At 68.7% G+C, this 16,722-nt stretch carries 14 protein-coding genes and 5 pseudogenes; 14 read left to right on the top strand and 5 right to left on the bottom strand.

The annotated features are described in order from the left end of the window. Window positions 1-8: 8 nt before the first annotated feature. The gene (locus tag H8R17_RS18690) at window positions 9-242 is read right to left on the bottom strand and encodes a hypothetical protein (protein WP_187824340.1); all 234 of its coding nucleotides are present in this window, start codon (window positions 240-242) and stop codon (window positions 9-11) included. Continuing rightward, entirely contained in the window at window positions 239-445 is a 207-nt protein-coding gene (locus tag H8R17_RS48705; RefSeq protein WP_316959445.1) for a hypothetical protein, read from the bottom strand. The genes H8R17_RS18690 and H8R17_RS48705 overlap by 4 nt, the downstream gene beginning before the upstream one ends. 116 nt (window positions 446-561) lie before the next feature. Between H8R17_RS48705 and H8R17_RS18685 the strand changes: the two genes are divergently transcribed. Continuing rightward, window positions 562-1,398 (top strand): helix-turn-helix transcriptional regulator, encoded by an 837-nt coding sequence (locus H8R17_RS18685; RefSeq protein ID WP_187824339.1) that lies wholly within the window; start codon window positions 562-564, stop codon window positions 1,396-1,398. Next, complete coding sequence (locus tag H8R17_RS18680; RefSeq protein ID WP_187824338.1) at window positions 1,380-1,655, top strand: DUF397 domain-containing protein; 276 nt, start codon at window positions 1,380-1,382, stop codon at window positions 1,653-1,655. The genes H8R17_RS18685 and H8R17_RS18680 overlap by 19 nt, the downstream gene beginning before the upstream one ends. Before the next feature lie 389 nt (window positions 1,656-2,044). On the opposite strand, the gene H8R17_RS18675 is transcribed toward H8R17_RS18680, so the two are convergent. Continuing rightward, on the bottom strand, window positions 2,045-3,064 hold the full coding sequence (locus H8R17_RS18675) for an aldo/keto reductase (RefSeq protein ID WP_187824337.1): 1,020 nt from the start codon (window positions 3,062-3,064) through the stop codon (window positions 2,045-2,047). Between the two features lie 152 nt (window positions 3,065-3,216). Between H8R17_RS18675 and H8R17_RS18670 the strand changes: the two genes are divergently transcribed. The 4 genes and pseudogenes from H8R17_RS18670 to H8R17_RS18655 all read left to right on the top strand — a co-directional run bounded on the left by H8R17_RS18670 (window position 3,217) and on the right by H8R17_RS18655 (window position 6,277). Further along, window positions 3,217-3,807 (top strand): TetR/AcrR family transcriptional regulator, encoded by a 591-nt coding sequence (locus H8R17_RS18670; protein ID WP_187824336.1) that lies wholly within the window; start codon window positions 3,217-3,219, stop codon window positions 3,805-3,807. A 66-nt stretch (window positions 3,808-3,873) separates the two neighbouring features. After that, window positions 3,874-3,990 (top strand): annotated as a pseudogene (locus tag H8R17_RS18665) (SDR family oxidoreductase); the annotation flags it as partial. Between the two features lie 168 nt (window positions 3,991-4,158). After that, window positions 4,159-5,289 (top strand): sulfotransferase, encoded by a 1,131-nt coding sequence (locus tag H8R17_RS18660; protein WP_187824335.1) that lies wholly within the window; start codon window positions 4,159-4,161, stop codon window positions 5,287-5,289. 43 nt (window positions 5,290-5,332) lie between these two features. After that, on the top strand, window positions 5,333-6,277 hold the full coding sequence (locus H8R17_RS18655) for an MIP/aquaporin family protein (RefSeq protein WP_187824334.1): 945 nt from the start codon (window positions 5,333-5,335) through the stop codon (window positions 6,275-6,277). Window positions 6,278-6,971: 694 nt separating this feature from the next. On the opposite strand, the gene H8R17_RS18650 is transcribed toward H8R17_RS18655, so the two are convergent. Further along, on the bottom strand, window positions 6,972-7,583 hold the full coding sequence (locus H8R17_RS18650; RefSeq protein ID WP_187824333.1) for a MarR family winged helix-turn-helix transcriptional regulator: 612 nt from the start codon (window positions 7,581-7,583) through the stop codon (window positions 6,972-6,974). Window positions 7,584-8,185: 602 nt separating this feature from the next. Between H8R17_RS18650 and H8R17_RS46925 the strand changes: the two are divergent. The 7 genes and pseudogenes from H8R17_RS46925 to H8R17_RS18620 form a co-directional block, all read left to right on the top strand. Beyond that, window positions 8,186-9,483 (top strand): annotated as a pseudogene (locus H8R17_RS46925) (chloride channel protein); the annotation flags it as partial. A gap of 24 nt (window positions 9,484-9,507) precedes the next feature. Next, window positions 9,508-10,107 (top strand): CBS domain-containing protein, encoded by a 600-nt coding sequence (locus H8R17_RS46920; RefSeq protein ID WP_399476926.1) that lies wholly within the window; start codon window positions 9,508-9,510, stop codon window positions 10,105-10,107. A gap of 372 nt (window positions 10,108-10,479) precedes the next feature. Then, window positions 10,480-11,410: pseudogene (locus H8R17_RS18640) on the top strand (alpha/beta hydrolase); the annotation flags it as partial. A gap of 86 nt (window positions 11,411-11,496) precedes the next feature. Next, window positions 11,497-12,405 carry a class A beta-lactamase gene (gene bla, locus H8R17_RS18635; RefSeq protein WP_187824332.1) on the top strand — a complete coding sequence of 303 codons (909 nt, stop codon included), beginning with the start codon at window positions 11,497-11,499 and terminating at the stop codon, window positions 12,403-12,405. A gap of 30 nt (window positions 12,406-12,435) precedes the next feature. Then, window positions 12,436-13,122, top strand: a pseudogene (locus H8R17_RS18630) (oligopeptide/dipeptide ABC transporter ATP-binding protein); the annotation flags it as partial. A gap of 7 nt (window positions 13,123-13,129) precedes the next feature. After that, on the top strand, window positions 13,130-14,113 hold the full coding sequence (locus tag H8R17_RS18625) for a dihydrodipicolinate synthase family protein (RefSeq protein WP_187824331.1): 984 nt from the start codon (window positions 13,130-13,132) through the stop codon (window positions 14,111-14,113). Window positions 14,114-14,181: 68 nt separating this feature from the next. Further along, complete coding sequence (locus tag H8R17_RS18620) at window positions 14,182-14,688, top strand: GNAT family N-acetyltransferase (RefSeq protein WP_187824330.1); 507 nt, start codon at window positions 14,182-14,184, stop codon at window positions 14,686-14,688. 24 nt (window positions 14,689-14,712) lie between these two features. Here the strand turns inward: H8R17_RS18620 and H8R17_RS46915 are convergent. Beyond that, a pseudogene (locus tag H8R17_RS46915) lies at window positions 14,713-14,910 on the bottom strand (IS630 family transposase); the annotation flags it as partial. A gap of 275 nt (window positions 14,911-15,185) precedes the next feature. Here H8R17_RS46915 and H8R17_RS18615 point away from each other — a divergent pair. After that, a complete protein-coding gene (locus H8R17_RS18615) occupies window positions 15,186-16,718 on the top strand; it encodes an NCS1 family nucleobase:cation symporter-1 (protein ID WP_316959443.1) in 1,533 nt (510 codons plus the stop codon). The last annotated feature ends 4 nt before the right edge of the window (window positions 16,719-16,722 follow it).

The raw sequence follows: 16,722 nt of genomic DNA, 5'->3' as shown, positions 1-16,722 counted from the left end.
CCCGCACCTTACGTCACGTCGCCCGCCTCAAGGGACCTCCCCCTGCTGCGTGCGTTGGCGTACGCCGTCGCCGCGCGCAGCCGCTCGGCCTGGGTCGCGCTGCGCACGGATCCCGGATCGGCGTCCCACTCCTTCCCGCCCCCGTACGGCCGCAGCTGCACATAGGGCCCCTCATGCCCCATGACGATGCCGACGCGTTCGGTCCGGGTGTCCACGACGTACGACCCCACCGGCGGCTTCATCGCACCACCGCCGCCAGCCGTCGCGCGGTCTCGACGGAACACCGGCCCAATTCCACCAGCGGGCAGGGCCTCTCTCGCGCAAGACTTACCGGGTCGAGCCCGAGTGACGGCAGGGTAATTCCGGCCTGCGCGAGCGCCGTCCGCAATTCTTTCACCGCATCCTCCGCTTCTTCGACGCAGAGCGCCGAGTGACGTACCTCCACCGTGCTCCCCTTCCCTTTTGATTTTCACGCTTCGCATCTCCACGGTGACGCTCCGCGCCTACACTTCGGAAGGCTCTGTGCCCTACAAGTGCAGGGCAGCGCAAGGGGGTTCGGCGATGGCCAACGGTTCACAGCGGCAGGCGGCGTGGGAGTTCTTCGGAATGGAGCTGAAGCGGCGCCGGGAGGACACGGGGCTGACTCAGGTGGAGTTGGGGGCGCGCGTCTTCGTTTCGGGCGGGTATATCGGCCAGTTCGAACAGGCGATCCGGAAACCGCAACTGGATGTGGCGAAGCGGATTGACGTGGAGCTACAAAGCGATGGTTTTTTCGAGCGGATGTGGCGGAAACTAATCAAAGAACAGCGCTACGCGGACTACTTTGAGCACGCCGCGGAGCTGGAGCGGCTGGCAACGAAGATCTGCGAGTGGGCGCCTGCTGTGGTCCCAGGGCTCCTGCAGACACCCGAGTACGCCCGCGCGATCTACCTGGCGAGCAATCCGCTTGCCACCGACGAGTACTTCGACGAGATGGTCGGCCTCCGCTTGGAGCGTGCGCAGATCCTCAAGGGCGCTACACGGCCCGTGCATTGGGTGCTCCTCCACGAGACGGTGCTGCGCGTCCCGGTTGGTTCTCCCGCGGTGATGGCCCAGCAGTTGGACCACATCGTGGCGATGACCCGCACCCGCAAGGTTCTGCTGCAAGTACTGCCGTTCGCTGCGGGGGCACATCCACACATGGGCAAGCTGATGGCGCTCATGGAGTTCGAAGACGCCCCGCCAACCGTCTATACAGAGGGCGTGCTTTCAGGGAACCTGCTGGATGATCCGGCCGTAGTGAAGCGGGTCCAGGCAAATTACGATCTCCTCAGGGCCGCAGCTCTGTCACGTGAGGCGTCCCTGGCACTGATCGAAGAGGCGGCGGAGGACTACAGACGATGCGCAGGTACGACCTGACCAACGCCCGCTGGCGCAAGAGCACCTACAGCGGCGGCGACGACGGCGAGACCTGCGTCGAGGTCGCATACGACTTCCCGGGCGGCGCCCGCTGGCGCAAGAGCACCCACAGCAGCGGCGACGCCGGGGAGGAGTGCGTCGAGATAGCCGACGGAGTCCCCGGCGTCGTCCCGGTCCGGGACAGCAAGGTGCCGGACGGGCCCGTTCTCGTCATCGGGGCGTTGGCCTGGACGAAGTTCGTCTCCATGTGCTCATGAGCATCGGGGCGCCCCCTGCGCCGCCGTTGGCACGGGGCCGCCCGTATGAGCGTGTTCGGCGTCCTGGTCGCGGGCGTACCGGAGTTGCTGGAGACAGGCATCGGCGGCGAATTGGTTCCAGAGCGGGTCAGTCAGCCATGATGGAAGCACGGGCACAGGCCCCCCAGTGATCACAGAGCGTCGCAACTCCATGATCACCGGGACCTGGGCCCGACTTGTCGCCGGGGACTTCCCACGCCGCCTATCTGCGCGAGTGTGGCGGATTACTGATGGGCCGCCAGGTGATGGAAGTCCCATAAGCCGACCATGAAGCGGAATTTGCTACCGCCATCCACTGCTGCAGCTTCGGGAGGTCGCACACGAGGATGTGGAGGCTGTCGCTGGGACGATCAGCGTCGCCGCAGTGACGAGTCGAGCAGCGCGGGCGGAGTGTCGTTCTTCTCGTGTGCGGCGAGATCGGTGCCGGGGGCGACGATGCCGTCGATCGCGTCGAGTACGTCGGCGGAGAGCGTGGTGTCTGCGGCGGCGAGCTGCGAGTACAGGTGGTCCAGCGTGCGAGGGCCGACGAGGGCGCTGGTCACGCCGGGGTGCGCGGTCACGAAGCCGAGTGCGAGCTGGATCATCGTCAGGCCGGCCTCGTCGGCGACCTTGGCCAGTTGCTCGACGGCGTCGAGCCTGGCCCGGTTGGAGGGGATGGTGGTGTCGAAGCGCTGCGGCATGAAGGTTGAGCGGCTGGTGGTGATCTCACTGCCCTCGCGGATCGCGCCCGACAGCCAGCCCGAGGCCAGCGGGCTCCACACCATCACTCCGAGCCCGTACTGCTCGGTCACGGGCAGGACGTGGGTCTCGATGCCGCGCTGCAGGATCGAGTAGCTGGGCTGTTCGGTGACGTAACGGCTCAAGCGATGTTCGCGGGCGGCCCACTGGGCTTGCACGATGCGGTAGGCCGGAAAGGTCGAGGAGCCGAAGTAGCGGATCTTTCCCGCGCGCTGCAGGTCGGTCAACGCCGACAGGGTCTCCTCGTCGCTGGTGTTCGAGTCCCACCGGTGGATCTGGTAGAGGTCGACGTGGTCGACGCCGAGCCGACGCAGGCTGTTCTCCAGCGCGGTGACCAGCCAGCGGCGCGAACTGCCCTGGCGATTGCGCTCGTCGCCCATCGGCATGGTCGCCTTCGTGGCCAGCACGATGTCGTCGCGGCGCCCGGCGATGGCCTTGCCGACCATCTCCTCCGACTCGCCGCCGCTGTATACGTCGGCAGTGTCGATCAGGTTGATCCCCGCCTCCAGCGCGGCGTCGACGATGGCTGTGACCTCGTCCTGGGTGGTGCGCCCGATCTTTCCGAAGTTCATCGCGCCGAGCGCGAGGGTACTGACCTGCACACCGGTGCGGCCCAAGATGCGGTACTGCATGACCGTGTCTCCTCATGAGGGGTGAAGCGCGGTGCATTACATGGCTTGGTTACCGGGCCCTGCTCTGACATCATGAGCAAAACGGAACCTTGTTCCGGAACAATACGGAACATCGTTCCGCTTTTGCAAGCGGCGAGTGGAAGGAGCGTGCGGTGAGCGACAGCGACGAGGGCGCAAGACAGGTGCCCCCGTCCGGGCGGAAGGACGCCCGACGTAACAAGGAAACCCTGCTCGATGCGGCCGCCACGGTCTTCGTCACGTCAGGCGTGGACGCGCCGGTACGCGACATCGCGGCCAAGGCCGGCGTCGGGCTGGGCACGATCTACCGCCACTTCCCGACGCGAGCAGACCTCATCATCGGCGTCTACCGGCACCAGGTCGACGCCTGCGCCGATGCCGGTCCGGCCCTGCTGGCGACTAGCTCTCCGCACACAGCCCTAGGGCAGTGGATCAACCTCTTCGTCGATTTCCTGGTGACCAAACACGGACTCGCCGCCGTGCTGCAGGCCGACAACGCCGGCTTCGAGGCGCTGCATGCCTACTTCCTCGACCGCCTCCTACCCGTCTGCACCGAACTGCTCGAAGCCGCAGCCGTCGCCGGCGAGATCCGCCCCGACATCGACGCGTACCAGCTCATGCGCGGCGTCGGTAACCTCTGCATCGGCGCGGAGAGCGATCCCCGCTACGACGCACGCCGCATGGCCGAACTCCTCGTCGCAGGGCTACGCCGATCACACCACTGACCTCGGCGACCTCGCGCGTGCGGCTCTGCTAAGAGGTCGCGCGATCGCCGCCCCGGATCGACCGCTCCCCTCGGCCGCTTCGGCACCGCCGAGGAAGCCGCCGCCTCGGCCCTCTTCCTGATGGCCAACAGCTACGTCACCGGCCAGATCATCACCATCGATGGCGGCGAAACACTCAGCTGACACCGACCCCCACCACCCGGCTCAGACCTGAGCATGACTGCAACGCATGCGCAGGTCTGCCCAGTGATCACAGAGCGTTGCAACTCCGTGATCACCAGGATCTGTGCCCGCCTTGTCGCCAGGGACTCCCCACGCCGCCTATCTGCGCGGCCTCTTAGCTAAACGCCATTGTCTGCTCCCTCACCGATCTTCGTAGCGGGTACGGGTCGTTCGGGAACATCGCAGCTCGCGAACATTCTCGGCGAACACCCGCAGATCCACAGGATTCCGAACGAGACCCGGTTCATTGTCGATCCGGGTGGCTTGCGAGACCTGGCGGACGCACTCACGATTCGATACGACCCTTACGTCGGGGACGACGCCCTCCGCAGGCTGAGCGACATCCTGACGGTGCGACTGGCCGGCAGGCGCGACAGAGATCGTGGCTATACCGTTCCCGCGGCCATCGGCGAGCGGCACCACTGGGACGCTGTGGTCCGAGCTCGTCGCGAGCACGTTCGACGAGTCCGTGCCTGCGGCAGGATTCGGGCATGGCGACTGGCCTGCCGGGCCGTTCGAGCCTCAGAGTTACGGGCGGGCGGTCCCGAGGTACTTCAGCGATCGGCGCGAACTGCTCGTCGCGCAGTCGACACGATGTTCGGCGGAGCAGCTGCCGACGCGGGAAAGCCGACCTGGTGCGAGAAGACACCGTTCAACCTTCTGTGCATGGACTTCCTCTGGGAGCTCGTCCCTGAGGCGACCATCGTCCACATCAAGCGCCACCCGGTCACGGTGGTCGCGTCACATGTCGACCAGCCATGGGCACCGCCCACGGTCGACGGCGCGCTCGCATGGCTCAAACCGGTCTATGACCGATGGCTCGCCTGGGAGGCCACGGTCGATCTGACGGGCAAGCGATATGTGGAGGTGAAGGCCGAGGATCTCGCAGCCGACTGGCCCGAGCAGCGCCGCGCCCTCTTCGAACTGCTCGGTGTCGACGACGTCGCGACCAGGTCGACGTTCCAGTCACACAGGCTGGAACATCGCAAGGGCCAATTCGACCGCGGAACCCGCGAGTTCGTCGAACAAACACTTGATCGTGAACGACAGCACATCGACGACCACGACGCACGCGACACCCGAAGCAAGCCGCTCCGCACCCGCGGGCCCCCACTCGAACCGCACGCCGTGCCCCGTCTGCAGATACCAGTCACCGCGGCCCACGGTTCCCCAGGGTCGTCGTCCATCGGTAGCAGTGGTCGAAGCCGGAATGGGTGCCTCCTGCGGTTGCTACGGCTCACAAGCCGGGTTACGACGTGATTACGCGTTCGGACGTGACTGCAGCAAACCCTGGGAGGCTTGCATGGCCGTGGAGATCAAACCTCTGATGAAACCCTCTAGGTTCAGGCGCCGCGCGGGCCTGTGGGGTGAATGCATGTCGGAGTTCCTGGGGACCTTCGTCCTCGTCTCCTTCGGTTGCGGCGTGGTGGCGATGGCGGTGGCAGCGTTGCCCGGCTCGGGCCGTACCGAGGGGCCCACGACGTTCTTCCTCGGTGCCGGGGACTGGCTGCTGATCACCTGGGGCTGGGGGATGGCCGTGGTCTTCGGGGTGTACGTGGCCGGCGGGGTCAGCGGAGCGCACATCAACCCGGCGGTGACGCTGGCGTTCGCGGTGCGCCGCAGGTTCTCCTGGGCCAAGGTCGTCCCCTACTGGGCGTCACAGGTGCTCGGTGGCTTGGCGGGGGCGGCGCTGGTCTACGCCGTGTACCACGACGCCATCAACACCTTCGACGACGCCATGGAGGGGCCCAAGACGGGGGGGCACACGCTCGCCTCGTTCTCGATCTTCGCCACCTTCCCGGCACCATACTTCCAGGGCGGCATCTGGGGCCCGCTGATCGACCAGATCGTCGGTACCGCCTTCCTGGTCATGCTGGTCGTGGCGCTCATCGACCTGCGCAACACGGCGGTGAAGGCGAACCTCGGTCCGCTGCTGATCGGGTTCACCGTCGCGGCCATCGGCATGTCCTTCGGGGCCAACGCCGGCTATGCCATCAACCCGGCCCGCGACTTCGGCCCGCGCCTGTTCACCTGGATGGCGGGCTGGAAGGATCTGGCTTTTCCGGGCAGCTTGTCCGGGGCGTTCAGTAGCTACTGGTGGATTCCAATCGTCGGGCCCCTCGTCGGTGGGGTGATCGGGGTACTGGTGTACGACCTCTTCATCGGCGACGTGCTCCACCTCCGTGCCCAGATGGGCGAGCTTCCAGAACCCGGCCGAACACGCCCCACCACCTCTGCCGATGAGTAGCCGGTAGGTCAGAACTCAGCCGACGGCTACAAGCCCGCTGCATCTGCAGCACCGTGGTGGCCGCGCTAGGCGTTAAGCCGCCTGCATCCCCGTCAGCACACCAGCGGTGGCTGCCCCGGCGCCCACCGGTCGAGCGATGGGCTCCAAGCAGGCAGTGGTGGGGGCGAATGAGCCGGATCTTCACCCGAAGGTTGAACGCACTCCTCCGTCCGGCCGATGGTGCGGTCGGGCGGCATCGGAGGGGTATGCACCCGCCCGTGATCTGCGCAGCGCGCGCTCGGTACAGCAAGGGGCCCATAGCGCATGGCAGGGCCCAGCCGACCGCACCGACGAAGCGGTCCGGGCCCAGGAATCGGGCGACGGAGAGGATGCACAGGTCCTCTTCGCCGGTGTAGCGCCCACTCGTTGGTCAGTCGTGAACTCTCGCCCGGCACCGGATAGTGCCGGTGCCGGGCGCGCTGCGGCGGGGCCTGACGGAGTTTCCCTGGGTGCTGCCGGTGCTGTGGACGGGGCTGATCGGCGTCGCCGTCCTCACTCGCTGGTGGGACTTCTGGACAGCCTGAGGCCGGTCATCCACAGGACGTTCCTGCTTTCTCCCCTCGCCGGGTGCTCCGGACACCGAGGCCGCCCGTGCTTCCATGCTCCCGCCGAGCATTGCAGGATGCATGGAACGGGGTTGTCGGCGACGCCACGGTCAGATGGCTCTGCCCGTCGGCCGACGGCGTCCTCCCTGGAGGGCGTCCGGTGGAGCCGGGTTGAGCGGGTCGTCGATGAGGCCTCCGACGCGGCGCACTTCGTCGAAGGGATCCACGGCCATCTCGTCGGCCACCTCGGTGAGCGCCGTCAGTGCGGGAAGGAGCCCGGCACGCGCCTCGACGGGCAGTCGCTGCACGAGGGTGCGGATCTCGCCCCGCCGGTGCGCGAGAACGCGCTCCACCAGATCCCTGCCGGCAGGGGTGAGCTGCAGGATGACCTCGCGGCGGTTGTCGGGGTTCGCCCTGCGGTCGATGAGGCCGACGGACTCCAGGCGTTCGACCATCCGCAGGGCGGTCGAGGGGTTGACGCCCAGGGTCGCGGCCATGGCGGCCAGCTTGACGGGCCCGCACGTGGCCAGCACCACCAAGGCGCGCAACTGGGGCAGGGTCAGAGTGTCGTCGGTGGACGCGAGGGCGCGGGCGGAGACGGCGACGAGGAGCCTGGACGCCGCCATGACGGCGAGGACGACATCCTCGGCCTCCTGGTCGAGATCCGCTTGGGAGGGCGGCTCACCGGGGGGTTGTGGCCGATGGGAATCCTGCCGCGTCATGGTGTCCGTTCCACCTCTCCGTCCAGTGATCCTGCGATCCGGCGCGACGTCTTCACCCTGCAATTATTGCAGGATGCAATGTTAGAGTGGGCCTGACGAGGTTGGCGCCGCGCGGGCGCGACGGTTCCGGCGACAAGGGCGTGATGACATTGAGGACCGAACCGATACATGAAGCCTATTCGTTCGTGTGCCTGCGCTGCGGACACGCCTGGGAGGGCTCCTACGAGATCCGGCACTCCCTCGACGGTCAGGGCCGCCCGCACGCGGATTACCACGAGAAGACCTTCAACGTCCCTTCGCCGCTGACCGAAAACAGGTGCCGGGTGTGCCTCGGGCGCCGGATCCGGATCCTGCGGCCCGGCCGAGTGCGGTCCGCCCGTCCCTCGTTCGACTCACACCACGACCGAGCGTGCGGTTGCGTGACGGTGCGCATCCGCACGCGTGTGAGGCGACGCCCGCCCTCACCGCTCCGCCGTACCACGTCCACTCCGTCACCCCCTCACGGGCAGCGCCGCCCGTTCACTCCCCCCCCCGCTGCCGCACGCGGCGCCCGCCTGTGACTCCCCCGTGAACACGCGGTGCCCGCGCCCGGCCACGCCCTGATGCCCGGAGGCAGCGGTTCCCCTCTTATGTCCGCACCGCACCAGGAGAGCCCAATGCCCTCGCCCCGCTCTGCCAGACCTCAGTCCCCGCCCCGGCCGCCGGCTTCCGGGCCACGGCCCCACGGGCCGGTGAAGATCCCTCACCTGGGCGATTTCCACGTCCCGCCCCGCGTACTGGCGATCACCGCGTTGGCCGTGCCGATCGGCGCCGCCGCGGCGCTGGTGGCCGTCGGGCTGCTCAAGCTCATCGCTCTGATCACCAACATGAGCTTCCACGGCCGCGCCAGCTTCGGCGAGGCGGTGCCGGGCGACACGACGCACCGGTGGCTGCTGCTGGTCATGCCGGTGGTCGGCGGTCTGGTCATCGGGGTGATGGCCCGGTACGGCTCGGACAAGATCCGCGGGCACGGCATGCCGGAGGCCATCGAGTCGATCCTGGTCCGGGGCAGCAGAGTGCAGCCGCGGGTCGCCGTGCTCAAACCCACGTCGGCCGCGATCTCCATCGGCACGGGCGGTCCGTTCGGCGCCGAGGGACCCATCATCATGACGGGCGGCGCGGTCGGCTCCCTCCTGGCCCAGCTGCTGCGCGTCACCGCCGACGAGCGCAAGGCGCTGCTGGTCGCCGGTTCCGCAGCGGGCATGGCGGCCACCTTCAACGCGCCCCTGGCCTCCATCCTGCTGGCCGTCGAACTCCTGCTGTTCGAGTGGCGCCCGCGTTCCTATCTGCCCGTAGCCGTCGCCGCCGTCACCGCCACGCTGGTCCGCGGCCCCCTGCTGGGCAGCGGGCCGCTCTTCGGCGGCGCCCACGTCCCCACCCACATCGCCTGGTCCGCCTACGGACTCTGCGTCGTCGCCGGCATCACCGCCGGCCTGCTGGCACTGGGCGCCACGGCTCTCGTCTACCTCTCCGAAGACCTCTTCGCCAAGCTGACCGTCCACTGGATGTGGTGGCCCGCCATCGGCGGAGCGATCATCGGCGTCGGCGGTCTGATCGAACCGCGCGCCCTCGGCGTCGGCTACGACGTCATCGATCAGCTCCTCACCGGCCGGGCCACGGCCGGACTCATCCTCGGCATCCTCGTCGTCAAGACCCTCATCTGGGGCCTGTCCCTCGGCTCGGGCACCTCCGGCGGCGTCCTCGCCCCCATGTTCATGGTCGGCGGTGCCCTCGGAGCCGCCGAGGGACTGGTCTTCCCCACGTCAGCCCCGGCTTCTGGGCGCTGGTCTCACTCGCCGGAGTCCTGGGCGGCGTCATGCGCTCCCCCCTCACCGGCATCGTGTTCTGCCTGGAGCTGACCCACGAGTTGAACGCTCTGGTGCCCATGGTGATCACCGCTTCGGCGGCCTACCTGCTGTCCGTCGTCCTCCTCAAGCGGTCGGTGCTGACCGAGAAGCTCGCCCGGCGCGGCCTGCACCTGACCCGCGAATACTCCGTCGACCCGCTTGAGGTCCACCTCGTACGCCAGCTGGAGATCCCGATCGCGGTCAGCTTCCACGCCGCCCAGACCGCGGGCTCGGCCACCACCGTGCTGCGCGCCGCCCACGACGCCGCGGACCCCGACGGGCTGCTGGCCCAGCGCCTGTATCCCGTCCTGGACGAACACGACCGCCTCACCGGCGTGGTCACCCGCGCCCAACTGCTCCACGCCGACCCCGCGGATCCCGCGCCACTGGCAGAGCTGGCCGCCCCGGCGGTCACCGCGCACCCCGACGAGACGCTGCGGACACTTGCCAACCGCATGGCACAGCACGGCGTCACCCGCCTGCTCGTCGTCGACCGCGACCCCCAGCCCGCGGTCGAGGGCGTCATCACGCTGCGCCACCTGCTGCAGGCGCGCCGCATCGACCTGCACGAGGAGCACCACGCCGAGCGTCTCCTGACGTTGCGGCCACGACCGACCGTCGCCGCGCCGACAAGGTGACGGGGCGGCGGCAGCGCCCCCGACCGGCCGCCGCCCGGCGCCACTCCTCGGCGGCGGTTGTCACGGTGCGCGTCCGGCCGGGCACAGGCAACGTCCGCCCCGTCGCGACGCCCCGCACGCCCTCTCGCCGCACCGGACGCCGCTCCTTGACGGGCAAACGTTGCCTGCCGGGGCACTGGAAGGGTGAGATCAACGCCCTGTTCAGGCGGCCGACACAAGGTGGACATGGGGCCCAACGCGCCGGGCACGAAGACGAACTTCCACCAGTGCATCTCCGAGTCCTTCTACGTCCTGTCCGGGGAGATGCGGTTCTACATCGGCGAGCGCTGGTTCACCGGACGCCAGGGCGACGTCCTGAACGCGTCGCCGAGTTCGCACAAGAACAACGCCCGCGACATCGACCGCATCCGGGCCGCGCTCGGCGAACGCGAACTGTCCGCGTGGGGCGTGTCGTACGGCACGTACGTCGGTGCCGCCTACGCCGAGATGTTCCCGCACCGTACCGACCGCTTCGTGCTGGACAGCAGCGACAACCCCGACCCGTCCGGGCGGAGCGCGCCTGGCTCCAGGCCTTCGAGGCCGGCGTCGAGGACAACTTCCCCGAGTTCGCCAAGTGGGCTTCCGCGCCCGGCAATCCCGACCGGGTGTCCGACACGGCCGCCGAGGTGCGCCCGCTCTTCCTGCGTCTCGCCGCCCGGCTGGACCGCGAGCCGATCCCCTGGCCCGGCGCCAACCCGAGGAGCTGAACGGCAACGTACTGCGCCAGACGATGCTGGACAGCTTCTACGACACCGACAAGTACCCGACCCTGGCCAAGCTGATACTGGCCGGCCAGAAGGGCACGGTGCCGCCCGCGCCCCCGGCCCCGCCGGAGGCGGCGCTGCAGAACGGAGCCGCGGTCGGCGCCGCCACCCTCTGCAACGACGCCGCGTGGCCTCGCGACGCAGCCGTGTACCGGAAGGGTGTGGCCGAGAGCCGGGCCAAGTACCCGCTGACCGCCGGCATGCCGAGGAACGCGATGGTGTGCGCCGCCTGGCCGTGGCAGCCGAAGGAGCCGCCGCTGCGGGTCACCGGCCGCGGCCCGTCCAACCTCCTGCTCATACAGAACGAGCGTGACGTGGCCACCCCGCTCAGCGGCGCCCTGAAGTTGCGCGAGGCCTTCGGCCGACGTGCCGTGATGGTCACCGTGAGCGCCACCGGCCACGGCGCCTACCTCGCCAACGGCAACGCCTGCGGCGACCGCGCGGTCTCCGGCTTCCTGGCCACCGGCGAGCGGCCCCGGCACGACACGTACTGCGACTGAGAGCGAAACCGACCCGGCCGCCCTGTGCGTGTAGAGGGAGACAAGCGATCACTTCAGAAACCCGTCCTACTCCGAAAGGGCACACCTTGCACAGCACAGGACAGCGTCCGTCCCGTCGTAGCGCACTGGCACTGGGCGCCGGCGCCGCCCTCGCCCTGGGCGGCGGTGGCACGGCGTACGCCTTACCCCGCACGGCCGGTATCACCGCACGGCTGACGGAGCTTGAGCAGGAGCACACCGCACGACTGGGCGTGTACGCCCGCAACATGCGCACGGGCCGGACGGTGGCGTACCGGGCCGACGAGCGCTTCCCGATGGCGTCGGTGTTCAAGACACTCGCCGCCGCAGCCGTACTGCGTGATCTCGACCGCGACGGCGAGTTCCTGGCCAAGCGGGTCAGGTACACCGCCGAGTACGTCGAGAAGTCGGGCTACTCCCCGATCACCGAGAAGGCCGAGAACGTCACGGGCGGCATGACCGTCGGCGAGCTGTGTGACGCCACGATTCGCTTCAGCGACAACACCGCGGGCAATCTGCTGCTGCGGGAGTTGGGCGGGCCGACCTCGATCACGCGTTTCGCCCGTTCGGTCGGGGACGGGGTTACCCGGCTCGACCGGTGGGAGCCGGAGTTGAACTCGGCGGAGCCCTGGCGGGTGACCGACACGACCTCGCCGCGGGCGATCGGGCTGACGTATGCGCGGCTTGTTCTCGGCAATGCGCTGGAGCCGGGGGATGGCGCGCGGCTCACCGAGTGGTTGCTCGGCAACACGACCAGCACGGAGAAGTTCCGGAAGGCTCTGCCCGCGGACTGGCGGCTCGCCGACAAGACCGGCGGTGGGCGGTACGGCGGTAACAACGACGTCGGTATCACCTGGCCGCCGGACGGTACGCCGATCCTGATGTCGGTGCTGACCACTCAGCCGGAGGAGGATGCCGCCGCCGACAATCCGTTGGTCGCGAAGACAGCGGCGTTGCTGGCGGCGGAGCTTCGTTGAAGGCTTGGCCGTCGGCCGTGTGCGGCGCCGTTCCGGGGGCGCGACCTGTGGACGATGCCGGCCGGCGAGCGGCGCCGGGCCATCGGACTCGGCGCCGGCATGATCTTCCAGGGCCCGTCGACCGCGCTGAACCGGCGCCTGACGGTACGACAGATCCTGCGGAACCCGCTGGACGTGCACGACCGGGGCAACAAGTCGCAACGCGATGACCGGGTACGGGAGTTGATGTCCCTGGTGGGCCCGCCGCGCGCGCTGACCGACGCCCTGCCCGGCCAGCTGTCGGGCGGGCAGCGGCAGCGCGTCGCGATCGCCCGCGCGCTGGCCCTGGTCTTCGTCTCGCAAAACATCCAGACGGTACGGCGGATGAGCGACCGCGTGATCACCATGTACCTCGGCCGGATCGTCGAGGAGTCCCCGGCCGGACTGGTCACCGACCGGGCCCGGCGCCCGTACACCCGCGCCCTGTTCTCCGCCACGCCCGGCCTGCTGGACCCGATGGACCCGATCCCGCTGGCCGGCCCGGTGCCGTCGGCGACGCGTCCGCCCAGCGGCTGCCCCTTTTGCACCCGCTGCTGGAAGGCGGATGAGGTGTGCGCGCAGGTGATGCCGGACTTCTCGGCCGCGTCGACCCCGGAGCACCGCTACCGGTGCCACCATCCTGTCGAGGAGGACGAGTCGACCCGCGACCTCGTACGACAGACGCACAGCACGCCGAGGAGCCTTCATGACGGCCCATCCGTCGCCCGCCACCGCCCTTACAAGGCCGCGCTTCGGGCCTTTTTCATTCCCGCTGACCGGTGTCATCCCGCCCGTCTGCACGCCCCTGACACCGGAGCGCGAGGTGGACGTCCCCTCGCTGCGGCGCCTGCTGGACCATCTGGTCGGGGGCGGGGTGCACGGCCTGTTCGTGCTCGGCACGACGTCGGAGGCGGTGTACCTGACGGACCTGCAGCGCAGGCTGGTGGTGGAGACGGCGGTGTCCCATGTCGCCGGTCAGGTGCCGGTGCTGGCCGGCGCGATCGACATGACGACACCGAGGGTCCTGGACCACGTCGCGTCGGCCACGGCGGCGGGCGCGGACGCGGTGGTGGTCACGGCGCCCTTCTACACGTCCACTCACCCCGCCGAGATCGCCCGCCACTACCGCCTGATCGCCGCCGCGTCCCCGGTCCCGGTCCTGGCCTACGACCTCCCGTCCTCCGTCCACACCAAGCTCCCCACCGATGTGGTCCTGGACCTGGCCGCGGAGGGTGTGATCGCCGGGCTGAAGGACTCCAGCGGCGATCTGGGCGGCTTCCGCCAGGTGGTGACCGGCGCCCGCGCCCACCCCGACGTCACGGGTTTCACCGTGCTGACGGGCTCCGAACTGATCGTCGACGCGGCACTGGCCGCCGGCGGCGACGGCGCGGTACCGGGCCTCGCGAACGTCGACCCCCACGGCTACGTCCGCCTCGACGCCCTGTGCCGCGCCGGCGACTGGGAGCGGGCCCGCGCCGAACAGGAGCGCCTGTGCACCCTGTTCGGCATGGTGAGCGTCGGCGACCCGGCCCGCATGGGCGGCAGCTCATCAGCGCTGGGCGCCTTCAAGGCCGCGCTGCATCTCCGGGGGGTGATCGCCTGCCCGGCGACCGCGGAGCCCCTGGTGCCGTTGTCGCCGGACGAGGTGGAGCGGGTGGCCGAGTTCCTGGCCGGAGCCGGGCTGCTCTAGTGCTGTGACCGGGAAGGTTCGCCGGGAGGGTGGTGCGGTCTGACGGCTGGTCGTAGAAGATCTGCCGTATGAGCGACAGCGGATTTTCGTTGCGGACAGCCACGGGCGACGATGCGGAGTTCCTCGCGGACATGCTGGTAGCTGCTGTGAACTGGGACCCCGCACGGCAGCAGGTCAGCCGTGAGCAGGTCCTGGGAGACCGCCAGACGGCCCACTATGTCGAGGGTTGGCCCCGGGCAGGTGATCTCGGGGCGGTCGCCGTCGACACTGGCGAGCAACCGATCGGCGCCGTGTGGCTCCGCCTGTTCAGCGCCGACGATCCCGGCTACGGTTTTGTGGCTGCGGACGTGCCAGAGCTCTCCCTGGGCGTCGTCCCCCAGTGGCGGGGACGAGGAGTGGGACGCGCATTGTTGACCGAGATGGCCCGGCAAGCTGGGGCAAGCGGCTTCACCCGGATGTGCCTGAGCGTCGAGCGGGCAAATCGCGCACGCGGCCTGTACGCCGACGAAGGTTTCACGACCGTGGAATCGGGGCCGGATTCCGACACCATGATCAAGATCATTTCTCGGCAGTGATGCGTGGGGTCCTGGCCCCTCAAGCAGGGGTCTGCCGCCCCAGCGGATGCCTTTCTCGCTGCGGACGCGCGCACGTTCGCGGCGTTCGGCGGCCAGGACGTCGCGGTGGCGGGTGTTGGCGTTGCGCCAGCGCAGATAGGCGTGCAGGGCCCGGATCTGCACGGTGTGGTTGGGGTGGTGGGAGTTGGCGATGGTGAACTGCCGCAGGGCGCCGACATCCGCCGCTGGGCAAAGAAGCACAAGGTCGAACTGTGCTTCACCCCGAACCTACGCGTCCTGGGCCAACCCGATCGAAGCCCACTTCGGACCGAACACTCATGACCTACCTGAAGAACGAACCAGGCCGGGCTGCCCAGGCGTTGTGAACAGGTCATTACGACTTGGTACGTGAAAGCTCAAGGAGCTTGACCTGATGTCACACATGATGGTCGAATCCGGCGCACAGAACCCGGGCTCCCCACACGACCTGCCCAGCACCGTCTCCCCGCGGAGAGCCCGTGAGCAACGACGTCCCCACCGAGGTAAAAGTGTCGCTCCGCGATGGCCACCACACCGCCGATCACGCAATATCCGCAGCGCACCATGATCCGCTCGCCGTCACCAACCCTGATCCCACGCTGTACAACGACGACCTCGCCCCACTGCCGCACGGGAAGCGGAAGTGGGGCGCATTCGCGATCTTCAACGTCTGGTCGAACGACATCCAGAGCCTCGTCGGCTACACCCTGGCCGCCACGCTGTTCACGACCTCCGGCCTGAACGGCTGGTGGGTGTTCGCCGGCATCGTCCTCGCCGGGTTCATCGTGATGCTGCTGGTGAACCTGACGGGGAAGCCGAGCGTCAAGTACGGCATTCCCTATCCGGTCATGGCCCGGGCCGGCATGGGAGTACGCGGTGCACAGTTCCCCGCACTGGTGCGGGCCACCGTCGCCATCTTCTGGTACGGCGCGCAGACCTACTTCGCCTCCACCGCGGTCGCCCTGCTGATCACCGCGACCACCGGATACCGGGGCGGCGGGAGCTTCCTCGGCCTGAGCTCCGTCGGCTGGATTTCCTACCTCATCGTGGCGGCTTTCCAGCTGGGACTGTTCCTGCGGGGCATCGACTGGATCACCCGCTTCCTCAACTGGGCCGGCCCGTTGGTCTACCTGGTCATGGTCGCGCTGATGGTGGTCATATGGAACGAGGCGGGAAGCGGGCTGCTGACCGAGCTCGGCAACATCTTCGCAGGGTCCGGCGGTGACGGAGGCTCGTCGCTCTCGGCGTTCGTGAGCGTGGTCGGCACGATGGTGGCCTACTTCGCCGCGGTGGTCATCAATTACGGCGACTTCTCCCGGTTCGTCAGGACCGAGCGGCGGATGACGTGGGGGAACTTCTTCGGACTGCCGGTCAGCCTCACGGTCTTCTCGTTCCTGGCCCTGGTCATCACCGCCGGCACGGGAGTGCTGTTCGGGAAACCGCTGACCAACCCCTCCGAGATCATTGACCGGGTCGACAACACCTGGCTGACGGTCGTCGCAGCGCTGACCTTCTTCGCCGCCACGGTCGGGATCAACCTGGTCGCGAACTTCATCCCGCCCGCCTACGACCTGGCCAACACCAGCCCCGACATCATCAGCGCCCGTGGCGGCGGCATCATCACGGCGGCGGTCGCGTTCGTCGTCGGCGCGCTGTGGGTACCCGTGATCAGCCACCTGGGACTCGCGAAGTTCGTGGACACGCTGGGCGCGCTGCTGGCCCCGCTCTACGGGATCATGGTGATCGACTACTACCTGGTCCGAAAGCAACGGCTCAACGTGCAGGACCTCTTCTCGGCCGAGCCGGGCGGCACCTACTACTACTTCAGGGGCTGGAACCCCCGGGCACTCGCCGCGTTCGGGCTCGCCGCCGTCTTCTCCGTCTCCACGGTATGGGCGCCCTCGATGAAGGACCTGACCGGGTTCGCATGGATCTTCGGAGCGGCCATCGGTGGGGCGCTGCACTACCTGCTCATGCGCTGGACCACCCCGGGGGGCGCACGGACGTACTGACGGT

Source organism: Streptomyces sp. TRM68367 (genome assembly GCF_014495685.1).
Taxonomy (GTDB): domain Bacteria; phylum Actinomycetota; class Actinomycetes; order Streptomycetales; family Streptomycetaceae; genus Streptomyces.
This window is presented reverse-complemented; position numbering and strand designations above follow the sequence as displayed.

Bases quoted from the DNA above. Each gene is read 5' to 3' on its own strand.
- H8R17_RS18675 (WP_187824337.1), bottom strand. From the start codon at position 3,064: ATGCAGTACCGCATCTTGGGCCGCACCGGTGTGCAGGTCAGTACCCTC.
- H8R17_RS18680 (WP_187824338.1), top strand. From the start codon at position 1,380: ATGCGCAGGTACGACCTGACCAACGCCCGCTGGCGCAAGAGCACCTAC.
- H8R17_RS18650 (WP_187824333.1), bottom strand. From the start codon at position 7,583: ATGACGCGGCAGGATTCCCATCGGCCACAACCCCCCGGTGAGCCGCCC.
- H8R17_RS18625 (WP_187824331.1), top strand. From the start codon at position 13,130: ATGACGGCCCATCCGTCGCCCGCCACCGCCCTTACAAGGCCGCGCTTC.
- H8R17_RS18655 (WP_187824334.1), top strand. From the start codon at position 5,333: ATGGCCGTGGAGATCAAACCTCTGATGAAACCCTCTAGGTTCAGGCGC.
- H8R17_RS18620 (WP_187824330.1), top strand. From the start codon at position 14,182: ATGAGCGACAGCGGATTTTCGTTGCGGACAGCCACGGGCGACGATGCG.
- H8R17_RS18690 (WP_187824340.1), bottom strand. From the start codon at position 242: ATGAAGCCGCCGGTGGGGTCGTACGTCGTGGACACCCGGACCGAACGC.
- H8R17_RS46920 (WP_399476926.1), top strand. From the start codon at position 9,508: ATGGTGATCACCGCTTCGGCGGCCTACCTGCTGTCCGTCGTCCTCCTC.
- H8R17_RS18685 (WP_187824339.1), top strand. From the start codon at position 562: ATGGCCAACGGTTCACAGCGGCAGGCGGCGTGGGAGTTCTTCGGAATG.